This is a genomic window from Pseudoalteromonas sp. Angola-7, from assembly GCF_028599255.1.
Taxonomy (GTDB): domain Bacteria; phylum Pseudomonadota; class Gammaproteobacteria; order Enterobacterales; family Alteromonadaceae; genus Pseudoalteromonas; species Pseudoalteromonas atlantica.
In genome coordinates this window covers 71,822-96,240 of sequence record NZ_JAQREL010000013.1, presented here as the reverse complement: position 1 = coordinate 96,240, position 24,419 = coordinate 71,822, and the positions used below count along the sequence as shown (strand labels likewise).

Here is a 24,419-nt window from a genome sequence, read left to right as displayed (position 1 = left end):
CTTAAAATAATGCTGCTATAAAACACCTGTTATTTAAAAGAGTTAGCAAATAAAAACAGCGTGCTTATTTTTTAAACGGCTATTTTAAGAAAAAATCATTGCCATTAATGTAAGTTAAAGGCAATCTAGTCATATATAAGATAAGATAAATAACACAAATATCATGTCAAAATACATACTCTCAATTGATCAAGGAACCACAAGCTCTCGGGCCATCTTGTTTACAAAAGATGCAGACGTTTTTGGCTCAGCACAACAAGAATTTTCGCAGCATTTTCCACAAAATGGTTGGGTAGAACACGACCCTAACGATATTTGGCAAACCGTGCTAAGTACCAGCCGCGAAGTATTAGCAGATAAAAACGTTAAGCCTGAAGAAATTATTGCCATTGGTATCACCAACCAACGTGAAACCACTTTAGTGTGGAACAAAAAAACCGGCAAACCTATTTATAACGCCATTGTGTGGCAAGACCGCCGCACCAGCGATTACTGCGAAAGCCTAAGCACTGACGAGCTTTGCCAAACCATAAGCGATAAAACCGGCTTACTGCTAGACCCGTATTTTTCGGCCACTAAAGTGCGCTGGATTTTAGACAACGTTGAAGGCGCACGCGAACAAGCCCTTGCAGGTGAACTGGCGTTTGGTACCGTTGATACCTACTTACTATGGCAGTTAACCGGTGGTAAAGAGCACCGCACTGACGCCACCAATGCATCACGCACTATGTTATTTAATATTCATACTCAGCAATGGGATCAAGAACTACTCGATTTATTCGAAATTCCTGAATCTATGCTGCCCCAAGTGATGGACTCAGCCGACGAATTTGGCTCAACCTGCGATGATATTTTTGGCGCACCAATACGCGTATGTGGTATTGCCGGCGATCAGCAAGCAGCCCTTGTAGGACATGCATGTTTTGAGCAAGGTATGGCAAAAAGTACTTACGGTACGGGCTGTTTTTTAATGCTGAATACCGGCGAAAAAGCACTTACCTCTGAAAACCGCTTACTAACCACCGTGGCTTATAGGCTAAATGGCAAACCAACATATGCCATTGAAGGCAGCATTTTTATGGCAGGCGCCACGATGCAGTGGATTGTTGAAGGCTTAAAACTATTAAGCCATGCCGGAGAGAGCGAATCGTTAGTAAAAGATGTGCCGCTTGATCATGGGGTATTTTTAGTGCCTTCGTTTACAGGTTTAGGCGCGCCCTACTGGGACCCAAATGCACGTGGCGCTATTTTAGGTTTAACCCGCGACTCGGGCATTAGCACCATTGTTGCTGCTGCGCTGCAATCGGTTGGGTATCAAACCAAAGACTTACAAAAAGCAATGGAGCGTGATGGCTTACGCCCAAGCGTGTTACGGGTAGATGGCGGTATGGTTAAAAATAACTGGGTACTGACCTTTTTATCAAACATTTTAGGCGCAACGGTAGAGCGCCCAACAGTGACCGAAACCACCTCTTTAGGCGTAGCATACTTAGCAGGCTTACAAACCGGTGTGTATGAGTCAACTGAGCAATTAGCAAAAATGTGGACCTGCGACCGTCGCTTTGAGCCAACAATGAGCGCTGACGAACGTAACGATTTATACGCAAAGTGGCAGCACTGTGTAGCGCAAGTTTGTCTCTCTAGTGACGATAGCAAACAAGCGTAATACGCCTAGCCGCTAATTAAAATTAGCGGCTTACAAAACACCGGCAACAGCGCTTAAATGGCGCGTTGTACGCTGTATGTTTTAAAAGATCAGGATTAAAAATTAACAAGCAAAAAGCGCGGTTATCTATTGTCAAATAAGAGCCACAGCTTTATGATGCTATATGTCTTATTTATATTACAAATAAAAAGGTTAGCTCGGTGGAATTAGCAGATAACGAATACGACCTACTCGTCGTCGGTGGCGGTGTAAACGGCACTGGAATAGCAGCTGATGCAGCAGGCAGAGGATTAAAAGTTCTATTGTGTGAACAATCAGACCTTGCCAGTGCAACGTCTTCAAATAGTTCTAAGCTGATCCACGGCGGTTTACGCTACCTTGAACATTACGAATTTAGATTAGTAAAAGAAGCCTTGGCTGAGCGCGAAGTGCTGCTTAAAAATGCCCCGCATATTATGTGGCCGCTTACCTTTAGGCTACCGCACCAATCGCACCTACGCCCAGCATGGATGATCCGCATTGGCTTATTTATGTACGACAACCTAGCTAAGCGCGAAACACTTGCTGGCTCGCGTGGCATTAAGTTTGGTGAAAACAGCGTATTAGAACCTTCAATTACCAAAGGGTTTGAATACTCAGATGGCTGGGTTGATGATTCACGTTTGGTAATTTTAAACGCCTTAGCTGCCCAAAACAAAGGCGCGACCATTGCTACGCAAACCAAGTGCGTAAGTGCAAAACGCATCGATAACCAATGGCAGGTAACGCTTGAGCAACAACAAACTAAGGCACAACAAACTATTAAAGCCAAAGGTATTGTTAATGCAGCAGGCCCGTGGGTTGCAAAATTATTTGACGAAGCACTGATAGAAAAGTCACCACAAAATATTCGCCTTGTTAAAGGCAGCCATATTGTGGTGCCGCGTATTCACGATGAAAAACAAGCCTACATTTTACAAAATAAAGATCAGCGCATTGTGTTTGTTATACCGTTTGAAGATGACTACTCGCTAGTAGGCACCACCGATGTTGAACACAAAGGCGCAGCGCAAGATGTAAAAATTAGTGATGAAGAAATCGATTACTTAATCGATATTACTAACAGCTACTTTAAAAACCACATTAAACGCGAAGACATAGTGCATACCTTTTCGGGTGTGCGCCCACTGCTTGATGACGAATCAGTGAATGCACAAAAAGTAACGCGTGATTACAAGTTAGAGCTTTCAAGTGAAGGCAAACACACACCACTGTTAAGTGTGTTTGGTGGCAAAATTACCACCTACCGTAAACTTGCCGAAGCTGCGGTAAATAAACTTGAAGAATTTTACCCGCAAATGAGTGAAGCGTGGACCAAACACAGCGCCTTACCTGGTGGCGATTTTAGCTCCGTAGAAGCGCTGACCAATGAGCTTAAAGCAACTTATAGTTGGTTACCAGAAATCACTCTTAAACGCTTTGTACGTACCTACGGGACTCGTGCAAAGCTAATATTAGGCAGTGCAACCCAGCTCAGTGATTTAGGCCAAGACTTCGGTCATGGCTTATTTGCAGCAGAAGTCGATTACTTACTAAATGAAGAGTGGGCAGGTAACGCTTACAATATTTTATGGCGCAGAAGTAAACTAGGGCTGCGCTTTAATGAAGCACAAGTGGCAACGCTTAATCATTATATTACGCAAAGCCAAGCGGCTAAAACAGCTTAACAGCAGCTTTAACTCTTACTTAATTTAAGAACTAGCCCCCAATAATTGCACAATCAATATTGGGGGCTTTTTTATGTTTGCTTGGTTTTATTACTATTAAATAAGTAGTTAAAACCACTTAACGTAGCCTCTTTCACGTCAAACTCTAAACATTGCACACCAATGCAATTTAACGCATGGGTAAAGCAGGTATTTAGTTGCTCTGTGCCAATAACCACTACTTTAGAATTATTCACTAATTGCCACTCACTGGCATGGCGTGCAGCGCGTACATCGCTACCAATAAGCACGCCCGACAAGTATGCCTTGGCTTGCACTGGTGTTAACTCTTTTGAAAGCTGGCGCGTACGGACACTAAAAATACCGTGCGCCAAATTACCGCTGTCACTGCCTAACGTGAGTTCACAGCCTTGCTCAAATGCATGCCAATCAAATTCCCCTGCTTCACAGTCGTTAGGAATAAGTACACTTTGATGACATAGCAAGTCGTATAATTCGCCGGTCATTGCGGTTTTAAAACAGATAATTTGGCCATCTTTTAACAGCACCCATTTAGTATGGGTACCGGGTAAACAAATGAGTACGTTGCCGTGCTGATAGGCCGGATTTTGCTTTAAAAAACCTAAAATTTGCAGCTCTTCGCCGCGCATTACATCAAATAAATTGTTTTGTAATGTGCATTTTGTACCAGGCAAAGCACTGACTTTATTACCTGCACAATCAAAATTAATTGCGCCACTAAGCAGGCTTTCGGGGTTTATGGGGCACGCTAAATAAGGGGTTTCTTTCCAGCCAATACTTGAGGTGATTTGCCCTGCCATATAAATAGGTAAAACGCCGTATTCGCTGGTCCATGGTGCAACGACACCAATTAAAGTATGTTCAAAGTTTTGTTTATCTCTAATCACACCTGGGCCGTCGCGCTGAGCAATTAAAGTTAATTGCCCTGTGGTATTTACGCTGCATAAATAGGCGCGTAAATGACTCGTGCCCCAATCTACGGCTATAAAAAGGTTTAAGTGCTGCAACTTAGAGCCTCCCACCGTCAATTTTAATACCTTGGCCGGTGATCATACTGCTTTCGTCGGCAGCTAAAAAAAGTGCCAAATTAGCTACATCTTCAGGGGTTACTAACTTTTTAAGTGCCATGGCTTCCATCCACTTCACTTGCTCTTGCTCGGTAAACCAACTGGCTAATTGGCGGTCGGTGGCAACCCAACCCGGTAAAATAGCATTCACCCGAATACCAAACTCACCATAATCGCGTGCCAGTGCTTTAGTCATGCCGATTAAACCGGCCTTTGCCGTTACATAACCCGCCATTTGTGGCTGCCCCATGATGGCATTGATAGAGCTAAAATTAATAATGCTCCCCGCGCCTTCGCTTTTCATAAAAGACATAGCGACTTGCGAGGCAAAAAACGCCGGATTTAAGTTAATTTGTAGGCATTGATCCCAATCTTGTACTGTAACGTCTTCACTGGCTTGGCGGCGGTCATTGGCTACATTGTTTACCAGTACATTAATAGCGCCTAGTTCAGCACATGCATCTACCAAAGATTGCTGTAAAGCATTTGAGTCGGTTACATCAACCTGCCTAAACCATAATTTAGCATTAGGCAGTGAGGCTATAAGAGATTGGGCAGCCTCGTTATTAATATCTATAAAGGCAATTTTGGCAGCTTGAGCGGCGAACGCCTTTACCATTGCACGGCCAATGCCTGAAGCGCCCCCGGTAATAAAAACAACTTTGCCAGAAATACTGGGGTAGTGAGCGTGATTATTCAAATGCGTTTCTCCATAATACAGACTGCCCCTCTTAATATTTATAATTATTTGCTAAAGAGGATTACTGTTACAGCTGTGTTAAAATACTTGCCTTTAACAAAGTTTATAACATATCCTTTCGTACATTAATATGATATATGATATATAATAAAGCAATAACTCATTCGGATAACGCTCAATGAAAAGCCAACCTCGTCAAAATTTAACACAACAATTAACCCATGATTTAGGCTTTGCAATTGTGCGTGGCGTTTACCCTGTTAACGAAGGCCTGCCCTCAGAAGCTGACCTATGCGTAAAATACGATGTGAGCCGCAGTGCAACACGCGAAGCTGTAAAAATGCTCTCTGCTAAGGGCTTAATATCTTCTCGCCCTAAGCAAGGGATCCGCGTACTGCCAGAAAGTAGCTGGAATATGTTTGACACAGATGTACTGCGCTGGATTTTAAGCAGTAAACCGTCGCTTTCTTTATTAAAAGAGTTTACGCAAGTACGTGTCGCACTTGAGCCACAAGCCGCTGCCCTAGCAGCTGAAAATGCCAGCGCCGAACAACTTGCTGAAATAGACAACGCACTTGCCCGCATGGCCGATGCAGACCAAGGCTTAGACGATCCGCTTGAAGCCGATATTGCCTTTCATACCAGTATTTTAGTAGCCAGTAATAACCGCTTTTTTGTACAGCTCACTGAATTTATTAGCACCGCGCTGCGCGTAAGTATTCGTTACACCAACCACATTAAAGGTGTGCCAGGGGCCGACGTTGCAAAGCATGCTGATATTTTAGATACGATTAAATCGCGCAATCCAGAGCGCGCTAAAAAAGCAGTAGAAACCATTTTAGAAGAAGCGCTTGAGTTGATTGAGTCTAAACTCGACTAATAGCTTAAAAAACATTATTAAAAAAGGGAGCTAATTAGCTCCCTTTTTACTGCTTGCTATATTTTAAGCTTTGTTAAGCTCAAAAATAAGCGATGTTTGCGGGAATGAAATTGGCATTTGTAGGCCAAATTCCATCAACGCTTCACCCGTAAAGGTTTGCCCGTTAACGGCGGCAATAGACGAAGGTCGGTATTCTTCAAATTTAACAGGCCACACTAAATTAAGTGTGTACTGCGTATCTGCATCTAAACCAACAAAACGAAGCTTATTAGGCGCAGTACGCGGTGTTTCGCGTACACTGTTATACGCAAATAACGCTTTTGATTTTTGCTCGTCGATTAAACCAAAGTTAATTGATAAATCGTCGCTATCGAGGCGGTACAAATCGGCAGCATGAATAAATTCACGGTGCTCTTTGTGCAGCGCAATAGCCGCTTTAAGCGCATTGTATTCGTGATCGGTCAGCTCGCGTGGGTCCATTTCAATACCCATATGGCCAAACATAGATACCGCAGCACGCATTTCAATACTGACATTACGACCTGTGATATGACAATCACGAGGGCCTACGTGTGCACCCATAACCGACGATGGGAAGAAGAACGAACAGCCGCGTTGAATTTCAAGACGGTCAAGTGCATCGTTAGAATCTGACGTCCATACACGGTCTGTGTGTGCAAGAACACCATAATCTACACGGGCACCACCTGACGAACAGCTTTCTATTTCAAGGCCAGGATGCGCCGCTTTAATACGGTCGATTAAGCGATACAGTGCCAGTGTTTGCTGATGCACCGCAGGCTTGCCTGAGAAGTTACCCGCGTGGTTTATATCGCGGTTCATATCCCATTTAATGTACTTAATTGTTGGGTATTCAACTAAAATGTCATCAATCGCTTTGTATAGGTATTCAACAACCTCAGTGCGCGTTAAATCAAGCACTAGCTGGTTTCTAAAGCTAAGTTGCTCGTTATTTTCTGAGCCTAATACCCAATCAGGATGAGCGCGGTATAAGTCACTATCTGGGTTTACCATTTCAGGTTCAAACCAAATACCAAACTCCATACCTAAGCTGCTTACATGGTCAATCACTGGCGATAGGCCGTCTGGGTAAATTTCGTAATCTACGGTCCAATCACCTAGGCCTGCATAATCACCACGGCGACCTTTAAACCAACCGTCGTCCAGTACAAAACGCTCAATACCTAATGGCGCTACTTTATCGGCTAACTGCTTTAGCGTATCTACATCGTGATCGAAGTAAATACCTTCCCATGTGTTGTAATGCACTGGGCGTGTTTTTTCGCGCTGCGCCTGGCTAAGTAAGTTAGCTTTAACAAAACGATGAAAATTACGCGACAGTGCACTAAAGCCATCGCTCGAAAACGAGCCATAAATACTTGGGCTTTGATACGTTTGGCCTTTAGCAAGGGTTAGCTCGCCCGGTAATAATAACTCACCCATTTGCACATAACGGCGCCCTTCTGGTAGTAGCTCAGCGCGTAGCTTGTTGTTACCGCTCCAACCTAAATGAAAGCCATAACACTCGCCTTGTTGCTCGCCTGCGCCTTCGCTATGAACTAATAAACCAGGGAATACGTCGTGCGATGTTTTACCTTTGCGGTTTTCGCGTACAAAGCTGCCTAATACTAAATCAACCGATTGGCGTTGAAACTCGTTAGACCAACGTCCTTCAAAGCTCACTAGCTTGTTCATGCTATCGGGTAGTTGGAACGTGGGTGCGGCGCAAAAATTAACGCTTAGCGGTGCATCACTTAAATTAGTTAATACGGTATGCGCACTTAGCACATCGGTGTTGCTATCAAGTGTGATGCTGTGCACTACTTCAATACCACGCAGCTCATCAACACTTACAAATTCTAAACTAGAAGGGGTTGGCTGACGAACATCTTGAAGAGCAGGCCCAACTGACCAAGCTATGGTGTCGTTTGACAGCTCTAGCCCTGGCGCGCCTGTAAAGCCTTCACCTAATAGCGGAGAAAGAGAAATAGGTGCTTCTTCAACCACGGCACATTTTACTTCCTGACGAGTCGCAAGCTGAGTTAGCATTGTTTCAGTTGTTTGCTCAGATAGGCGCTTACCAAAATAAAGTAACGCTGGGGTTTTGCTCTGGCAGTCGAAAATAACGGTGCTGTTTGCGCTGTCTAATCGAAAGAATGGTTTAATATCAGCCATGATTCTCCTGTCCTCTTTAATGAAGATGAGTTTAATACGCGAGTACATTATATGTGTGCTTACTCGCCGCTTACTGCATCAAATTGCAGTCAGTGATTTTAAAATAATAGTATATATCATACAAATTACTTTTAGATAGTGTTTACGGTGTAATTTAGCCAATATTATTACTGGCTATACCAGTAATTAACTCAAACAGCGGATAAAAAATTTAATACCACCTTGAGCAATATTATATTTAGTGGGCTTTTAGTCTGGGGTAGCCTGCAAAACCCCAGCAGGTAGTCACACGTTTAGCCACGCAAAATGATTAAGTATTATTGCTCATGGGTGTTATCTGCAGTGTCGGTTAATTGAATAAATAAAAATCGGCCTAAGTTACCTTAGGCCGATTTAGTAATGTGTTAACTGGCTAATAAAAAGTGACTTAACTTTTTATTGCTGGTTATTTTGGTGCGTGCACTGGTGGCGTATCTTCAATAGCAGGTGTTTTGCCTGCCCACTGTGCATTTAAACCAAACACTACTTTATTAACGATTAACGCAAAGGCTACACATACAATAAGTGTAATTGGCATTAAGTGAATATAGTGTAGTTCAGTATGTAGCGGCGAATTTTCAAACGTCAGCATGCCATACATAACCACGCCTAAAATTACCGCGGCAATACCTGCACGCGCATCCACATTTTTAAACAATAAGCCCACTACAAAAATTGAGAATATAGGCATACTTAATAAGCCGTTTAACTGTTGTAGTAAGTTAATAATGCTGTCGGCTTGCTGATAAATTGGCACAAGCACAAGCGTTAAGCTAGTAAGTAACAACGTAACGTAACCACTTAGCTTTACTACACTTGGCTCTTTATTAAAGTAAGCTTCGTGAATATCACACACGTAAAGTGCCGTAGCCGAGTTTAACAAGCTGTTATAAGTAGAAAGCACTGCTGCCGCCATTGCTGCGGCAAATACACCTGTTAACCATGCAGGCATTACATCACCTACAATTCGACCATAAGCTGCATCGCCAATGTCGCCATACAATTTGTACGAAATAATACCCGGTAGCACCACAATCGCCGGTACAATTAAAAAGCGAATACCTGCTGCTGCAAATATCCCTTTTTGTGCTTCTTTAACGTTTGGCGCAGCCATTGCACGCTGGGTAATGGTTTGGTTAGTACCCCAGTAATACATTTGAATAAAGATCATACCGGTTAAAAGCGTAGGCCAAGGGATTGGCGAGTCAGCGTCACCAATTAATGTTAAGCGCTCTTGTGGAATACCGCTAAAGTCGTAATCAATCGCGTTAAGCGCTAAAAATACGACCAGTATTGCCATACCTAACACTAATAAACCATTGTAGGTATCGGATACGGCAACCGCTCGTAAGCCACCAAAAAATGCATAAATAGCGCCTACTAAAGCGAATGCGGTCGCTATGTACATTAGCGGAATATCAACTTTAAACATGGTTTGCATAAATAGCGCACCAGAATAAATAACCGCAGGCATGTAAATTAGCGCATTACCTAAAAAGAATAAGCCACCAATAACAGCGCGAATGTGCTTGTTGTTGTAGCGTTTTTCTAACAGCTCCGTGGTGGTTGTACAGTTGTACTTGTAATAAACAGGAATAAATACTTTGGCTAAAATAATAAGCCCTAAAATAGCCGCCAATTCCCACCACACAAGCAGGGCCATTTGATTGCCATTCATGCCCACCAGCTGGTCGGTACTTAAATTTGTGAGCGTAATTGAGCCTGCTACAAACATCCAAGTAAGGCCACCGCCCGCTAAAAAATACTCTTTTGTTTGATTATCACCACTATTACGGTTTTGGCCTCGGCACTTCCAATATGTAAGTCCACCAATTAAAGCGGTTACAAAGAAAAAAACCACCAACTGCAAAATGTTGTCTGACATGTGTGTGTCTCCAGCGCGTTAAACGCAATGTCTATCTATGTGAACGTATTAACCTATAAAGGCTAATTAATAAATTGCACCTTACAGTGCGTGTGCATCTCGACTTAGTTCTAACTTAATTTGCTTTAATGGCATAAGTTCAGGATGCTGGTTGTGACGCTTTACTAACGCATTTAACTGAAACAACGAAATAAGCATGCTGTTAAGTACGCTCAGGTAACCTTGTTTGTGTAAATTGGCAATGGTATCGCTGTCTAAAGTTTGCAGTTTATCTTCATCAACAGTGCTCAAACCTTGAATAGTTTGCGCCTCGCCTTGTTCAAACTGCAAAACAATATCTATGTTTTTAATAAGCCCTAAGCGGGCAATTTCTTGGGTAAATTGGTACGTTTGGTAATCATTTTTTAAATCGCTTTCTAGTAGCTTTTGCTGCGTACTTAAATACAGGCTTGGGTTGCCTTTGGCATCAAATAACGGCTCGCCTTGCTGGGTATTAACGGCTGAGCTTTGCTCATCAATAGCAATAAAGTAATCACTGCTATTTGCCTCACGAGTGAGTAAATAAAGCGGCTGGGTTTGCATGCACACAGGCGTGTACAGCGCTTGCCATTGATTGTTACTCACAAATAAACTTTGCTGAGCACTAAAGCTGGTTAAACCCGAAATGGTGTAGCTGCCGTTGTGTGCGTTACGCGCTAAAAAAATAGGTAAATCGCAGGCCGCTTTTGCTACTTCGTTTGCACGTAGATTAACTAAATGCTGTGTTTTTGCGTATTCAACACCCGCATTAGGGTTAATTTTTATTGCTTGGTGTTGAGTATTTGATAGTTCACTAATTGCCATAGTTACACATCCTTAAACTGGGTTAGCCGCAAGCCACTGTTCAATATAAGCACGGTGAGGCGGCAACGTTTGCAACATCTGCTGTGTAAGCTGGCTGTTACGTTCAATTATTTGATTTGCTTGCGCATCGTTTGAGTACAAATACGCTTGCTTAGTAAAGTCGGGCTTAAAGCCCATACCGTATAAAACATACTGGTAACTGGCGGCAGGAAATAACTCTAATGCGCCATGAAAATCTTGAATAAGTGGGCCACGCGTCCCCCAAAGCAGTAAATCTTCTTGTAAACTTTGCGGAATGCTTTGCGGTTGTACGTGCGCTTGCCAATAAGGCTCTGGGCGCTTAGTTAACATGTAATGTAGTTTTAAAAAGTCGATAATACGCTGCCAGCGATAATCCATTTGCTCATTAAAGCGCTTTGCAACAATGGACATTACTTGGGTATCGGCTGGCATATGCTCTGCAACAAAGCGAGACGAAATTTCAACCAACATAATGGCGGTTGCCTCAAGGGGCTCTACAAAACCTGCCGACATTCCCACTGCAACACAGTTTTTGTGCCAAAATTTTTCGCGATAGCCTGACTCAAAACTTATTTTTCGGGCAGTTAAGCCTTTAGCGGCATCACCTAAATAGTTACGTAAGTTTTGCTCGGCTTCTTCATCTGATAAAAACTTGCTTGAATATACATGCCCTACACCACGGCGATGCGTTAGGCCTATATCCCAAATCCACCCAGCATTTTGTGCGGTGGCAATGGTATGACTGGCCAGTGACTCATCACCTTCGTCGTAGGGGACTTGCATAGCTAGGGCGCTGTCGTTAAATAATACGTGATCCATTTTTTTAAATGGCACGTTAAGGGCTTGGCCTAGTAACAGCGATGAAAAACCCGTGCAGTCTATGTATAAATCAGCGTTTATGGTGCGGGTTTGATCGGTTAAGGTAAGGGTGTCTATAGCCCCGCTTTCATCAAGCTTTACCTGATCAACGGTGCCAATAATGTGCTCAATGCCGAGTTTGCTCTTACAATGTTGCTTTAATAGCTCAGCAAAGGCACCGGCATCTAAATGGTATGCGTAATTACAATTTGCTTGATACTCGCCTTGCGCAATGCCTCTCGGGGCTAGGTTTGCTTCGCAAATATCGTGCTGAAAATTAGTTTGCTGAGCAAAGCTTTCAACATTATCTAAATAGGGGGCTAAATCTATACGGCCGTAGCCTAGCGGTACCGTAAAGGGATGGTAGTAAAAATCGTTGTTGCCATGCGTCCAGTTTACAAATTTACCGCCTTGTTTAAAGGTGGCATTACAGGCTTTAAATACATCCACTTCCCGCAAACCAATTTGCTGAAGCGTGTTTTTCATAGTGGGCCAGGTACCTTCACCTACACCAATTGTTGGAATATCAGATGATTCTACCAACATCACTTTTAAGCCATCACCCTTATTACCTTGGTGATACGAAGCGATAATTGCAGCGCTCAGCCATCCTGCTGTGCCGCCACCAATTACGGCGATTGTTTTTATTGCTTTATTCATAACGGACTACTCTTTGAGTACTTTATTGATAACCGGTTAGACAACAAATGCCCTTTCGGGCATTTGTTTAAATTAGTCTCATTTTGTGCAAATTAGCTACTAACTTTATTAGTAACAGTACTTATAATGCACTGCAATGAAAACTAAGAGGCAATCGCTGCCTCTGCTATCAATTAAAACGTACCGCGAATACCAAACGCGTAACGTGAGCCATTATCTTCTACAGAGTAGATTTGATTAGCAAAACGGCCCGTTTGCACTAGCTCTTCTTCAGTAATGTTGATGCCTTCGGCAAAAATAGTGAAGTTTTCGTTGATATCGTAGCTTGCACTAATATCCCATTGACCGTACGTTTCTACGTTCACTGGTTCGCCGTTAAAGCCGTTATCAACTAAGCGTAAAAAGCCCTCACGGTTGTTAAATGCAACACGTGCCTGCCAGTTATCTTGCTCGTAAAACAGCACTAAGTTTTGTGAATCACCTAACCCTTCAAGCGCAAATGTTTGGCTTGTATCGCCATCAACACTAATGTCGCTATCTACTACCGTGGCATTAGCAATAAAACCAAAGCCGTTTTCAAACATATGAGTTACACCGATTTCGTAACCCGTTACCGTTGCAGACTCGCCATTTTGCGGGCGGCTTACAGTGTAAACTTCTGAGCTACCGTTAAGTTCGGCATCGGTTTGATCAGTACAGGTTGTACACGCAAAATCAGGGCCTGTACGGTCAGTCATGTCGAATGTTTCGTCGCCGGTTAGGGTAACAATAAAGTCATCCACTTCTTTACTAAATACGGCAAAGCTAAATAAGTTAGCGTCGTTGTAGTACCACTCGTAAGAGATATCCCAGTTTTCAGATTGGAATGGCTTAAGTGCAGGGTTACCACCACTTGCTGTTAAGTTTTGACGACGAGGCTCGTTAAACGTGGTCGCAGGTGATAACTGTGACATAGTAGGACGAGTAATACTGTCGTACGCTGCAAAGCGTAAAATCATGTTGTCTTGCAGTTCAAGCTTAACGTTAAAAGAAGGAAGTAAGTTTGAGTAGCTCGTCCCTTCTTGAATGTCTGTTGCCGGGCCAAATACGTTTTGGAATAAAGTGGCATCAGAGGTAGGAATAACATCGCTGATAAAGCTTTGTACAGCCGCTACTTCAATATCAGTTTCTGAGTAACGTGCGCCCATGTTAACCGTAACTGGCATATCAGCTAGGTCAAAACCAATGGTAAAGTCCATGTAAAGGCTAGTGATATCTTCATTAATTGTGTAACGGTTATTTTGTAGTGTTGGCTCTACAGGGAAACCTTGGTCAGCAAGGTAATCAAGCATTTTGTCGCCGTCGTAGCTATAAAATGTATCGATTAAACCTGGGAAGTAGTTACTTGCTGAGTAAGCTTCAAAATCAATTTCATCAAGTGGTGCTTCAGTGCCGTAACCACAAAATTGACATTGGCTACCAAAAATTTGGAAGCTTGATTTTTCACGTTCTTGACGATAAGCACCAAAGTTAATGCGATCAACTGGGCCTTTATCTGGTACGTATTCAAAATCAGCTTTGATTTCGGTAATTTCATCTTCATCTGTAAACTGGTTACCAATTTCGTTGTAGTGAAGACGCGCAAGGCTTGCATCTGGCAGCGAGCCATTTTCAAAACCATCATGCTGTACGGTAGGAACGCTACCGGTGCCGTCAAAGCTGTAGCTGTTAATAATACCCACTACGTTAAAGCGGTCATTACCAGCACGGTCGTTTTCAGCTGTTGAGCGAGATACGTCAAATTTTGCTTTTAATGACTCGTTTACTTGCCAGTCAACGTTAATACCAAATGCTTTGTTAGTTACATCACGCGAGTTACGTGTGTGTGATACAAAGTCGGTTGCAGGGTTGCCACTGGCGTTACCTAAACCTACTTCTTGCGTAAAGGTAAGCAAGGTACCCGTTTCTGGATCGATTGTTGCGCTACCTACGCGGTCTGGTTCAAACCAAGAAGCTAAATCGCGTACTGATGAGTCCACTTCAAATTTTGAAATTAAACCATCTACGGTAATAGTAATATCGTCAGACGGTGCATATTGTAATACTAAACTTGCATTAGTACGTTCACGGTCTTGCTCATCTACAACTTGGTCCCAGTTACGTGGGATGTATGCATTGTCGTACAATACGCCATCTTGTGGATTTGAAATAGTTTGTCCACCGCGCCAACCAGCCGTTAAAATTTGGTTATTTTGCAGCTTACGTTGTTGGTTAGTGATGGCAAAAAGCACACCGAGCTTGTCGTCGTTAAACGTATTACTTACTAAAAATGAAGCCGATGGCGATACTTCTTCAGAAAGGCTTTCGTACATACCTTTTACTGAACCAATCACATGTAAGCCACCAAAATCGAATGGACGAGCTGTGGTTACGTTAACCGTACCACCAATGCCGCCTTCTTGAAGCGTTGCACTGTTACTTTTATAAATATCAGCGCCGGTGATTTGGTCTGCCGCTAATACATCAAAATTAAATTCACGCCCTGCACTGTCAGTCGCAATTTGACGACCATTTACAAGTACCGTGTTAAATTGTGGACCAAAACCACGAATTGTTACTGCTTGCCCTTCACCGCCACTACGGTCAATGGCTACACCTGTAATACGTTGCAGAGACTCTGCTACGTTTAAATCAGGAAATTTACCAAGATCTTCTGCTTTAATCCCATCGGTTACAACATTAGATGCTTTTTTATCTAACATTGATGAACGTAAGCTGCTGCGAATACCCGTTACTGCGATAACCTCAACATCTTTATCTACTACTGTCGGTGTGTCGCCTTCAGCGCCTTGAGCTGCAACGTGGCCGCTTGCCAATATGCCTGTAATAGCAATACTGAGTGCGGTTTTCTTGTTGAACGATAACTTATTGTTAATTATCATTTTTTAAAAACTCCTGATTGTGTGTAGTCATTTTGTCGTTGTGTGGTGTGTATAGCTTCAAATACTATTTATAATATAAATACTTTAAATTGAGCAAGAGTGCAACCTTTTCCTTAATTATGGCTATCTTTTTGTTACGTGTATTTTTCTTTTTGTTTTCTTTAATTTAACAGTGGAATTAGTACGTTATTGCGAAAACACAAAAATTATTTGCTGATTATATTCTTCATCCGGCAATAAATTAGCTTTTGGATAATCGCTTCTATTTGCTGCATTGGGCCAGTTTTGAGCTTCTAAACACACCGCTTGGCGTGCTTTAAAAGGAGAACCTACAAAATTTGCCGTATAAAGCTGCATACCAGGTTGGGTACTTTTAAGGGTTAAATTAACGCCCGTGTGTGGCGAGGTTAATGTAGCCATTGTTTTTAAACGATTGTCATCACTAAAAATATAGCAATGATCAAAGCCACTACCGGCATCAAGTTGTGCATGCTGTGCGCACAGTGCATCGCCAATGGGCTTAGGGTGAGTAAAATCAAAGCAGCTGCCCGAGCCATCTTCATGATGGGCAAGCGGTATACTGTTACTATCGATAGGTAAATACGTTGCGGTATTTATTTGCAGCAGGTGATTATTAATGCTCTCACTGCCTTCAAGATTAAAATAGCAGTGGTTGGTAAAGTTAACGAGGGTTTCTTTATCAGTAATGGCTTTGTAACTGAGGATTAGCTCGCCATTGCGTGCAATGATTGTTTGCCAAACTTGTAACTGCCCAGGAAAGCCTTCTTCTCCATCTGCCGAGCAGTAATAGAGCTCCACTTCATTATTGCTTTGTTTAGTGACTTGCCACAGTACTTTATTAAAGCCTTTTTCGCCGCCGTGTAAGCTATTTGGGCCATTATTTGCTTTAAGTTGGTACTCTGTGCCTGATAATACAAAACGTCCGTTTTCAATACGATTTGCGTAGCGCCCGACTGTTGCCCCTAAATAAAATGGGTTTTCTAAATAATAAGCAGGTTCGTTAACGCACAGTGTCATCTCTTGGTTATTAAACTTTATACTTTTGATAATAGCGCCAAATGGCAATATTTCTGCAGTTAAGCTTTTACCATCGCTAAGCGTTATTACCTCTAACGGTTTATTGCCAGTTGTAGATGCCACATTCATTCTCCATAAACTACCAGCTCAACAGTACCTGTCATAGCGGTGTAACAATATATAATATAAATAGTATATAAGTGAGAAGCGTAACTCAATCAAAATGCGTTAAAATAACGCTATAAAAATTCACAGCTGTCGCTTGTGGTTTACATCAACGCTCCTCGTTGCTTGGAGTAAATGCACCTAGTTAAACTAGGTGTTCGCTGAGTGCTGCGACTTCTGCTTCGCTTAAATTTTGTTTAGCTTTGTTTTTAAAGTTATAACGCACTAATACAGTTTTACCCACAACACAGCATTTACCTTGCTGCCACGCCTCTTGCTTAATGGTAAAAGAGCTATTTCCTACATGCTCAACAGCTGTTTTAATCGTCACTTCGTGAGCATAAAATAATTCCCCTACAAACGATGCTTCTATTTTAGCAATGATCAGTTTCCAGTCGTGTGGGTTTAGATCGGGGGTAAAAAATTTAAAAATAGGGACGCGTGCGGCTTCAAACCACACAGGTAGTACGGTATTGTTGATGTGTCCGAGTGCATCTGTTTCGCTAAAGCGCGGCATCACTTTTTCAATAAACATAAAAATCCAAATAATAACTAAATAAAAAGGTAAATCATGACGGACTTTATCCACGTTATTGATAACGCGTTAAGCGATGATTTTTGCGATAACTTTATTACCACATTCTCTAACAGCCCGCATGTAAAACAAGGTGTAACCTCTGGTGGTGTGGACTTAAAAAAGAAAGACAGCCACGACCTGCAATTAAACAGTTACCCAGAATACGCCCAACAATTAAAGCATATTCAGCAAACCACTGCACAGCATGTTTTTAACTATGTAGAAGCACACTTTTTTATGCTAATTGGCGCATTTGGCTTAAAAGTTTATCACCCAAAAACGGGGGATGTGGTGGATTTAACACAGGATAACTTTGACGAAGTGGGCAAACCACAGCTCTCTGTGCTGGTGCAGCAAATATTTAGACTTGGGAACATTCAGGCGCAAAAGTACGAGGTAAATAAAGGCGGCTACCCTTACTGGCATAGTGAAGTGTATCCACAGCTACAACACAATGAAGCGCTGCACCGTGTATTATTATTTATGTTTTATTTAAACGATGTAGAGGAAGGTGGCGAAACAGAGTTTTACTATCAAAAACGTAAAATTGCGCCTAAAAAAGGCACTATGGTCATTGCCCCTGGCTACTTTACGCATACCCATCGAGGTAATAAGCCAGTATCAAACGATAAATATATATTAACTTCATGGGTGCTCTTTAATCGCGCAGAGCACATATACGGCACACCTAAAAGCTAAAACAGTCAGCGGGCAAAAACTAACTAACCGCTGACAACTTTAATGCATTTGAGCTTTAAAAAGAGTTATTCAAAAGCGCAGATTTGTATTCATACCAATCCGCGATAATACTTAATTATGCGGATTGGTATAATCTGTCAGTTTCAAAGAAGTTGATCAAACAAATCAAATAACTTATCTAGCTCTTCGGTGGTGTTGTAATGCATACAACCAATGCGCACTACACCGCCTTTATCAAGTACGCCTAACTGCTCACATAAGCCTTGTGCATAAAAATTACCATCCCACACACAAATATGCTGTTTGCCTAAAAACTCAGACACCTCACGCGGCTCTAGTCCTTCAAAGGTTAAAGCAAATGTAGGCGTACGCTCGTTTAAGCGCTCTAGGTCATCAATGCCAAATAGCTTAATGCGCGGGTAATTAACTAAACGCGTTAAAAAGTACTCACTAAGCGCCATTTCGTGCTGCTTTGTTTTAGCAAAAGCCGCAGTTAACTTTTCACGGCGCGTGTGGCCTTCATCAAGCCCGCTAATTGCAGCAATGTAATCAACAGCGGCAATAAAACCAGCTAAGGCTTCGAAGCTTTGCGTGCCTGTTTCCCATCGACCAGGTGCTACATCTTTAGCTGGTTCTACTTTGTAAGGCCTAAAACCTTCAAGATGCTGTGTTTTACCGTACACCATGCCTAAGTGAGGACCAAAAAACTTATAGGCAGAACAAGCCAAAAAGTCGCAATCAAGGGCCTGAACATCAACAAGCTCATGCGGTGCATAATGCACGGCATCAACGTACACTAATGCGCCTACAGCATGGGCGAGCTCTATAATACGTTTTATATCGTTAATAGAACCTGTGGTATTTGAAGCGTAAGTTACCGCAACCAGTTTAGTATTGCTGTTTAATAAACTTTCAAACTGCGCCATATCTAAGCTGCAATCAGCCTCGTTAATTAAAGCTGTTTGAACTTTAACACCTTTATCTTGCGCTGCTTGCTGCCATGACGATACATTTGAGAAGTGATCAGCGTTAGTCACAACAATCTCATCACCGGCTTGCCAATCGCGTGAAATAGCACGGCTAAAGCTAAAGGTAAGGCTGGTCATGTTAGGGCCAAACACTATATTTTGTGCACTTGGCGCATTAAGCAAATCGGCTGCTGCTTGGCGCGCATTTGCCATTAACTCAACGGTTTTATCACTTGAAAAAAACGCACCGCCTAAGTTTGAGTTGTAGTGCCCTAAATAAGCAGTCATTGCATTTAGTACAGACTGCGGCACTTGAGAGCCACCAGGGCCATCTAAAAATATTGGCGATTTACCATCAACGGTTTGTATTAATGCAGGAAACTGCTCACGTAGTTGCGCTATGTTCATGAGCATTCCTTAAGAGGTAAGTACAAAACAATCCAGGTAACCTGGCTTGTTTGTATCTACTTTGTTCATTGGCGTTGCATTGTGCCAAACTTGACGGTCGTTTATTAGTGCAAACATTCCGTCTTTAATTTCCATTTTAAAACACGGTTCTGCTTGCTTGTTTTCGTATACAAGCAGCTCGCCGCCTTCTAAGTTTTCGTGAGAAACACCACATACACAAACATGGTCAAACCCATCTTGATGCACACCTTCAGGTGCTGCGGGCGTATCGCTATCAATGGCAAGCATTCTAAATTGGTGAATTTCAATATCACGGCCTTCATCAATGCCGGTAAGCTCACAAAACTCACTTACAATGCTTTTCATACCTTCGGACTCAAGTAAGCTTTGCTCTAAGTTTTCATAAGTACGCTCAACATTACCCTGAAAGGTATTAATAGAATCGTCTTGAACAAACGCTTTGGCAGCTTGTAGTTTTAGCTCACCATTTTGAAATTTAATTACCGAGTAACGACGCTTACGAAATTCACCATCTGCATACGGATTAGCAGGTAGGTTATCAAAAGAAGGCTTAACCAAGTCAATATTTGCTTGGTTAATAAAACGAAGTTGCAGTAAATTCTGGTTGTTTAATGCAGTCATAAAATCTCGCTTAAAATAATGAGAATATTGAAAGAGATTTTAATGCATGTAGAAAGGAATATTTGCTTTATTATTTATATAAAAAGTGGGTAATGGTTATATTTAATTCATTTAAAACTTATTACAGCATGAAATATTCAATTTTATTTTAGCCAATAAAAAACCCGCCTAAGCGGGTTTTTTTAAAACAGCTTTAAATTATACAGCTTGCTGAATAATTACGTTGTCTGCTTTTTTAGTGTACTGAGGCATACGGTGGAAGTTCAAGTAACGGTATGTATCTGCAGCCGTTGCATTGATTTTCTCTGCGTATTCTTGGTACTCAGCTGGTGTAGGTAATTTACCTAAAATTGCCGCTACTGCAGCAAGCTCAGCTGATGCTAAGAATACATTTGCGCCTGTACCTAAACGGTTAGGGAAGTTACGTGTTGAAGTAGAAACAACCGTTGCTTTATCAGCAACACGTGCTTGGTTACCCATACACAGTGAACACCCTGGCGTTTCGATACGCGCACCAACACGACCAAAGATACCGTAGTAACCTTCGTCAGTTAGTTGGTCTTTATCCATCTTCGTTGGTGGAGCTACCCAAAGTTGAGTTGGGATACGACCAGTAAAGCCATCTAGTAATTTACCCGCAGCACGGAAGTGACCAATGTTAGTCATACAAGAACCGATGAATACTTCGTCGATTTTCTCGCCAGTAACATCAGAAAGTAAACGCGCATCATCTGGGTCATTTGGAGCACAAAGGATTGGCTCTTTAATTTCTGCTAGGTCGATTTCTACAACGTGCTTGTACTCTGCATCAGCGTCAGCTTCCATAAGTTCTGGGTTAGCTAACCACTCTTGCATTGCATTAATACGACGTTCGATTGTACGTACATCGCCGTAACCTTCAGAGATCATCCACTTAAGCATAACAATGTTAGACTCAAGGTATTCGCTGATAGACTCTTTAGAAAGCTTAACAGTACAACCTGCTGCTGAACGCTCTGCTGATGCATCTGATAATTCAAACGCTTGCTCAACAGTTAAGTGCTCAACACCTTCAATTTCTAGTACGCGACCAGAGAATTCGTTGATTTTACCTTTTTTCTCTACTGTTAATAAGCCTTGCTTAATACCGTAGTAAGGGATTGCGTGTACTAGGTCACGTAAAGTGATACCTGGTTGCATTTCACCTTTAAAGCGAACCAAAATAGACTCAGGCATATCAAGTGGCATAACACCTGTTGCTGCTGCGAACGCTACTGCACCTGAACCCGCAGGGAACGAAATACCTAATGGGAAACGTGTATGTGAATCACCACCAGTACCTACAGTATCTGGTAATAACATACGGTTTAACCAAGAGTGAATTACACCATCACCAGGGCGAAGTGAAACACCGCCACGGTTCATGATGAAATCAGGAAGCGTATGGTGGGTGTTTACGTCAATTGGTTTAGGGTAAGCAGAGGTATGACAGAATGACTGCATTGTTAAATCTGCAGAGAAACCTAAGCATGCTAAGTCTTTAAGCTCATCACGTGTCATAGGACCTGTAGTATCTTGCGAACCTACAGTGGTCATTTTTGGCTCACAGTATTGGCCAGGGCGAATACCTGCTACGTTACATGCTTTACCAACCATTTTTTGCGCTAGTGTAAAGCCTTTATCAGACACTTCTGTTACTGCTGGTACTTTAAATACGTCAGTAGCACCTAAACCTAAAGAGGTACGTGCTTTGTCTGTTAAACCACGACCAATGATTAGAGGAATACGGCCGCCGGCACGTACTTCATCTAAAATTACGTCTGATTTAAGCTCAAAAGTAGAGATAACGTCATCAGTACCGTGGCGCTTAACTACACCTTCGTATGGGTAAATATCAATTTGATCACCCATGTTGAACTCATCAACATTTAACTCGATTGGTAACGCACCTGAATCTTCCATTGTGTTGAAGAAGATAGGCGCAATTTTGTTACCTAAACATACACCACCAACGCGCTTATTAGGTACGTATGGGATATCATCACCCATAAACCAAAGCACAGAGTTAGTTGCAGATTTACGAGAAGAACCAGTACCTACAACGTCACCTACGTATGCAAGCGGTAAACCTTGAGTTTTTAATTCTTCAAGTTTAGTGATTGGACCTACTTCACCCGCTTTGTCAGGAGTGATACCGTCGCGCTCATTTTTTAGCATTGCTAAAGCATGAAGTGGGATATCTGGACGTGACCATGCATCTGGTGCAGGTGATAAATCATCAGTGTTTGTCTCGCCGGTTACTTTAAATACAGTAACAGAGATTTTTTCAGCAACAGCTGGCTTGTTAGTAAACCATTCAGCGTCTGCCCAAGATTGAATAATCTTTTTAGCGTGCTCGTTACCTGCTTTTGCTTTTTCTTCTACGTCGTAAAATGCATCAAACATTAATAATGTGTTTGATAGACCTTTTACAGCGATAGGCGCAAGGGTTTCGTCATCAAGTAGCTCAATCATTGGGGCGATGTTGTAACCACCTAACATTGTACCTAATAATTCTGCTGCTTTTTCTTTAGATACTAATGGAGATTGTGCTTCGCCTTTAGCAACTGCCGCTAAAAAGCCTGCTTTGATGTATGCTGCATCATCAACGCCTGGTGGTACGCGGTTGATTAGTAAATCTAAGATGAACTCTTCTTCACCCGCTGGTGGGTTTTTAATTAGTTCAATAAGATCAGCCGTTTGCTGAGCATCTAATGGCGCTGGTACGATACCTAACGCGGCACGTTCTTCTACGTGTTTACGATATTCTTGTAGCACAATATTGCCCTCTTGGTGACGTGAAAGTATTCGGTAGCGCCTCATGCGCAAAAAAAGTAACCCAATACTTATAGTATTCTAACGCGGGATTATAAAGCTTTTATGTATAGATGAAAATCCATCCAGCTAAGCAACTGATTATACCGACTATAAATGTTATGAATAGTGGTAAGCGTAAATTCTATTTTCGTGAATGTTTGTTAAGTAATAATCATTCTTGTTTAATCAAATTAATACTGCATATGCTGTTTTAAAGGCATAAAAAAACCCAGCACTAAGCTGGGTTTTTAAAATAAAGTAAGTAACTATTAACGCTTAACTTTTACACGTTCAATAGATTTTACATGTGCTTCTACACGACGGTTTTCAGCGTGAGCTTCTTTCGTGTTAGCTGTGTTTTTAAGACGTTCTTCACCTAGACCAACAGTTGTAATGCGATCTTCAGCAATGCCATCTTTAATTAGCTCTTGTGCTACATCATCAGCACGCTTTTTAGAAAGCATCTTGTTGTAGTTTGCGTTACCTACCGCTGACGCGTGGCCTTCAAGTAGTACAGTTGTATCTTCGTGCTCTTTTAAGAACTCAGATACTGATGCAATGTCGTCAAAGTAACGTTGACCAACTTGTGCAGAATCATGTGGGAAAGTAACTAATAAGCTTGTTGTTACTTCACGGTCTTCGTATAAAGTACAGCCATCGCCATCAACAGCGTCTGTCATTGGCGTGTTAGGACATTTATCATCTTTATCTAGGATGTTGTCGTTGTCGCTGTCTTTAGGTTCTACAGGTACTTCTACTACTGCTGTAGGCGCTGGCTCTACAGGCTGTGCAGGCATAGAGTTTTGGCCAAATAAGTAGTTAATACCAATTTTAGCACCTACATCTGTGTAACCTTTATCAAGACCTTGGTATACCGCAGTTTCAGCGTTTACGAAAAAGCCATCAGTAATAAAGTGTTGGTAACCAACACCTGCGTTTAAGAATGTGTTGTCATCTACTACGTCCATTTCTTTAATACCGAATAGACCGTAGAAAGGACCGCCGTCAAGGTGGTAAAGCGCATCAATACCGTAACGCTCGCCGTCGATATTATTACGATTGCCCGCAGCTTTATCGAACGCGTTAAAGTCCATATCTGCATACTCAAGGCGTGCGCTCCAGTAATCGCTGAAACGGTAACCTGCTTCTACACCCCAACCAGTTGACTCGTTTACGTCAAGGCCAGCTTGAGCGCGCATGTTTTCCCATGACGCATCATAGTAGTCACCAAATGCACCAATGTAGAAACCTTCTTCTTTATCGGCAGCGAATGTAGACGCGCTAGTTGCAGCTAACGCAATTGCAATTGTAAGTGATTTTAATTTCATTGTTTTCTTCCCATTTTAACAACTTAGAAAATTGTAGCTAATCAATACTAGCTCAACCAGTTTTGTACACACTACCCGAGCTTTTGTTAATCGATACTTAACGAAAAATAAAGTTTATAAATTTTTTCAACGATCTACAGGCATTCCAACCACCAATTGTAGGTTAAGTAAAAATTTTTACCTAATCTGCAATTAATAAATTATGGTAATTTATAAATAGTTACTTTTTATGAATGCGCACAATAACACCGAGCGAGTAACTGCTCAATCATTGTACACTGCATTATTTAAAAATG

The 24,419-nt window shown here is 42.0% G+C and carries 17 protein-coding genes; 4 read left to right on the top strand and 13 right to left on the bottom strand.

Annotated elements, in window-relative coordinates:
* Positions 1-163 precede the first annotated feature (163 nt).
* Both glpK and glpD read left to right on the top strand, forming a co-directional pair.
* Complete coding sequence (gene glpK / locus PSH50_RS16120) at positions 164-1,666, top strand: glycerol kinase GlpK (protein ID WP_273587786.1); 1,503 nt, start codon at positions 164-166, stop codon at positions 1,664-1,666.
* A 200-nt stretch (positions 1,667-1,866) separates the two neighbouring features.
* Positions 1,867-3,372 (top strand): glycerol-3-phosphate dehydrogenase, encoded by a 1,506-nt coding sequence (gene glpD / locus PSH50_RS16115; RefSeq protein WP_004588174.1) that lies wholly within the window; start codon positions 1,867-1,869, stop codon positions 3,370-3,372.
* 71 nt (positions 3,373-3,443) lie between these two features.
* On the opposite strand, the gene PSH50_RS16110 is transcribed toward glpD, so the two are convergent.
* Positions 3,444-4,400, bottom strand: coding sequence for a 2-dehydro-3-deoxygalactonokinase (locus PSH50_RS16110; RefSeq protein WP_039972272.1), 957 nt, complete (start codon positions 4,398-4,400; stop codon positions 3,444-3,446).
* Position 4,401: 1 nt separating this feature from the next.
* Complete coding sequence (locus PSH50_RS16105) at positions 4,402-5,160, bottom strand: SDR family NAD(P)-dependent oxidoreductase (RefSeq protein ID WP_024032022.1); 759 nt, start codon at positions 5,158-5,160, stop codon at positions 4,402-4,404.
* 178 nt (positions 5,161-5,338) lie between these two features.
* Here PSH50_RS16105 and PSH50_RS16100 point away from each other — a divergent pair, with 178 nt between their 5' ends.
* A complete protein-coding gene (locus PSH50_RS16100) occupies positions 5,339-6,040 on the top strand; it encodes a FadR/GntR family transcriptional regulator (RefSeq protein ID WP_004588172.1) in 702 nt (233 codons plus the stop codon).
* Between the two features lie 63 nt (positions 6,041-6,103).
* Here PSH50_RS16100 and PSH50_RS16095 read toward each other — a convergent pair whose 3' ends face one another.
* The 7 genes from PSH50_RS16095 to PSH50_RS16065 all read right to left on the bottom strand — a co-directional run bounded on the left by PSH50_RS16095 (position 6,104) and on the right by PSH50_RS16065 (position 17,201).
* Positions 6,104-8,236, bottom strand: a complete 2,133-nt coding sequence (locus PSH50_RS16095) for an alpha-galactosidase (protein ID WP_273587787.1) — start codon at positions 8,234-8,236, stop codon at positions 6,104-6,106.
* Between the two features lie 445 nt (positions 8,237-8,681).
* A complete protein-coding gene (locus PSH50_RS16090; protein WP_024032020.1) occupies positions 8,682-10,160 on the bottom strand; it encodes an SLC5 family protein in 1,479 nt (492 codons plus the stop codon).
* Positions 10,161-10,241: 81 nt separating this feature from the next.
* The gene (locus PSH50_RS16085; protein ID WP_273587788.1) at positions 10,242-11,003 is read right to left on the bottom strand and encodes a SapC family protein; all 762 of its coding nucleotides are present in this window, start codon (positions 11,001-11,003) and stop codon (positions 10,242-10,244) included.
* A gap of 12 nt (positions 11,004-11,015) precedes the next feature.
* Entirely contained in the window at positions 11,016-12,542 is a 1,527-nt protein-coding gene (locus PSH50_RS16080; RefSeq protein WP_273609835.1) for a tryptophan halogenase family protein, read from the bottom strand.
* 173 nt (positions 12,543-12,715) lie between these two features.
* Entirely contained in the window at positions 12,716-15,463 is a 2,748-nt protein-coding gene (locus tag PSH50_RS16075) for a TonB-dependent receptor (RefSeq protein ID WP_273587789.1), read from the bottom strand.
* Between the two features lie 186 nt (positions 15,464-15,649).
* Positions 15,650-16,630, bottom strand: a complete 981-nt coding sequence (locus PSH50_RS16070) for an aldose epimerase family protein (RefSeq protein ID WP_273609834.1) — start codon at positions 16,628-16,630, stop codon at positions 15,650-15,652.
* A gap of 181 nt (positions 16,631-16,811) precedes the next feature.
* Positions 16,812-17,201, bottom strand: a complete 390-nt coding sequence (locus PSH50_RS16065) for a thioesterase family protein (protein ID WP_024032015.1) — start codon at positions 17,199-17,201, stop codon at positions 16,812-16,814.
* A gap of 36 nt (positions 17,202-17,237) precedes the next feature.
* Here PSH50_RS16065 and PSH50_RS16060 point away from each other — a divergent pair, with 36 nt between their 5' ends.
* Positions 17,238-17,942, top strand: a complete 705-nt coding sequence (locus PSH50_RS16060) for a 2OG-Fe(II) oxygenase (RefSeq protein ID WP_004588165.1) — start codon at positions 17,238-17,240, stop codon at positions 17,940-17,942.
* A 143-nt stretch (positions 17,943-18,085) separates the two neighbouring features.
* Here the strand turns inward: PSH50_RS16060 and PSH50_RS16055 are convergent, their stop codons facing one another.
* The 4 genes from PSH50_RS16055 to PSH50_RS16040 form a co-directional block, all read right to left on the bottom strand.
* Positions 18,086-19,318: a cysteine desulfurase-like protein gene (locus tag PSH50_RS16055; RefSeq protein WP_273609833.1), complete on the bottom strand. Its 1,233-nt coding sequence runs from the start codon at positions 19,316-19,318 to the stop codon at positions 18,086-18,088.
* 9 nt (positions 19,319-19,327) lie between these two features.
* A complete protein-coding gene (locus PSH50_RS16050) occupies positions 19,328-19,960 on the bottom strand; it encodes a 2OG-Fe dioxygenase family protein (protein WP_004588163.1) in 633 nt (210 codons plus the stop codon).
* Between the two features lie 198 nt (positions 19,961-20,158).
* Entirely contained in the window at positions 20,159-22,756 is a 2,598-nt protein-coding gene (gene acnB, locus PSH50_RS16045) for a bifunctional aconitate hydratase 2/2-methylisocitrate dehydratase (protein WP_004588162.1), read from the bottom strand.
* Positions 22,757-23,064: 308 nt separating this feature from the next.
* A complete protein-coding gene (locus tag PSH50_RS16040) occupies positions 23,065-24,123 on the bottom strand; it encodes an OmpA family protein (RefSeq protein ID WP_004588161.1) in 1,059 nt (352 codons plus the stop codon).
* Positions 24,124-24,419 lie beyond the last annotated feature (296 nt).